This window comes from Huaxiibacter chinensis (assembly GCF_022171985.1).
Lineage (GTDB): Bacteria > Pseudomonadota > Gammaproteobacteria > Enterobacterales > Enterobacteriaceae > Enterobacter > Enterobacter chinensis_A.
Map to the genome: position 1 here is coordinate 1 of NZ_JAJVHF010000049.1, position 1,589 is coordinate 1,589.

Below are 1,589 nucleotides of genomic sequence, written 5' to 3' on the forward strand. Positions count from 1 at the left end.
GGACGGAAGTCGCTGTCGTTCTCAAAATCGGTGGAGCTGCATGACAAAGTCATCGGGCATTATCTGAACATAAAACACTATCAATAAGTTGGAGTTATTACCATGATAATAGTGTCTCGTTGTGTCTGGATAAGCGGATATAACGGCGTTCACCGGTATTTCTTTAATTAAAAAAATGATGTGTATGACTGATTTGTCTTGTGATAAATATCCTTAACAGACGGCGAGCTCGTCCGCCCATTTTGTTGCGGCCTGCATGGTTTCTATAACAGTGAACTCGCTGATATTGAGGGTATTACATATTTTCGCGGTTTCCTCCCAGTTAAGTTTCTCATAACATAACGACAGGGTCAGTATGTCAAAAAGTTCACCTTTATGTTCACAAAGCGCGGCAGTTACGTTTTGCGGGATTGAAATCTGTTTAATTAAATCGTCCATGGGGAGTTCAAGAATGACATCCAGCAATGAAAACAGACCGCATATAAATGCGTTATAGGATAATGAAACATTATTTATTTTTTCGGCAATTAATTCGCAGAATTTTCCGCGAACCATGCTCAGATGATAAAGTTCACTGATGCCGGAACGCCCCATATTTGAAAGGGCGGCCACCGCAACAAACCGCCGGAGTTCTTTGCCCCCCATATACATCAGCATTTCTTTCAGGGTAAGATTGTCCGCCTGAATTATGCCATGTGATTTAAACAGCATGTTTCTGACGTAGCGCATGATTTTATATGACAGCGTCAGATCGGTTTTAAGCAGACGTTCGACCGCGGCAAAGTCCGGGTTTTCCCTGTTCACCTCCATCATCAGCCTGGAGAGTGGCAGGGGGTTCTGGGAAAGGCATTTATTTCTGAGGATTTCCGGGCGACTGAAGAAAAATCCCTGGAAAAGCGCGAAACCCGCCCGGCTGTAAAGCTCAAACTCGTCCCTTGTTTCCACTTTTTCAGCAAGGAATTTTATGCCCTGCAGAAGCTGACTTTTTCTGTGGATATATTGCCGGATATCTTCATAGTCATTGTCTCTGACATCAAATTTGATGACAGAAATATACTGCATAAAGCGGTCCCATTCATCATCCATCGTGAAATCATCGAGCGCAAGCTGGTAACCCCTGTCGTGCATATCCTTTACGGCACAGAAAAGCGCATCATCCGGGACTGCATTTTCCAGAATTTCGATGACCACTTTTTCATTCGGCAGCGTATCGCCCAGTCCGTTAATGATCATCTGGTGCGGCACATTAATAAAAGAACTGTGATTGTTGGCTATACGGGGAACAGGGATGCATAAAAACTGGTCAGAAATCATTCTGGACGTGGCGTATTCTGGTGAAACATCGGGAAAGGCATTGTTCATTCCGTCTCTGAAAAGCAGCTCATAAGCGACGGTCTGCATTTTTGTGTCAAAAATAGGCTGGCGTGCGATAAATGAATACATATTCCCGGTCCCCAGGTCAGCGTTATAATTTTTAGAAATGTAACCTTTCTATGGCACTGTTGCAAAGTTAGCGATGAGGCAGCCTTTTGTCTTATTCAAAGGCCTTACATTTCAAAAACTCTGCTTACCAGGCGCATTTCGCCCAG

The 1,589-nt window shown here is 43.9% G+C and carries 2 protein-coding genes; one reads left to right on the forward strand and one right to left on the reverse strand.

Annotation, left to right across the window (positions count from 1 at the left end; translation table 11 throughout):
* Window positions 1-87, forward strand: an 87-nt coding sequence (locus tag LZP96_RS23830) for an IS1 family transposase (protein WP_019725062.1), incomplete at its 5' end; no start/stop codon positions are given.
* A gap of 126 nt (window positions 88-213) precedes the next feature.
* Here the strand turns inward: LZP96_RS23830 and LZP96_RS23835 are convergent.
* A complete protein-coding gene (locus LZP96_RS23835; protein ID WP_000286799.1) occupies window positions 214-1,443 on the reverse strand; it encodes an EAL and HDOD domain-containing protein in 1,230 nt (409 codons plus the stop codon).
* Between the last annotated feature and the right edge of the window lie 146 nt (window positions 1,444-1,589).

Coding starts and splice junctions, on each gene's coding strand:
- LZP96_RS23835 (WP_000286799.1), bottom strand. CDS start 1,443: ATGTATTCATTTATCGCACGCCAGCCTATTTTTGACACAAAAATGCAG.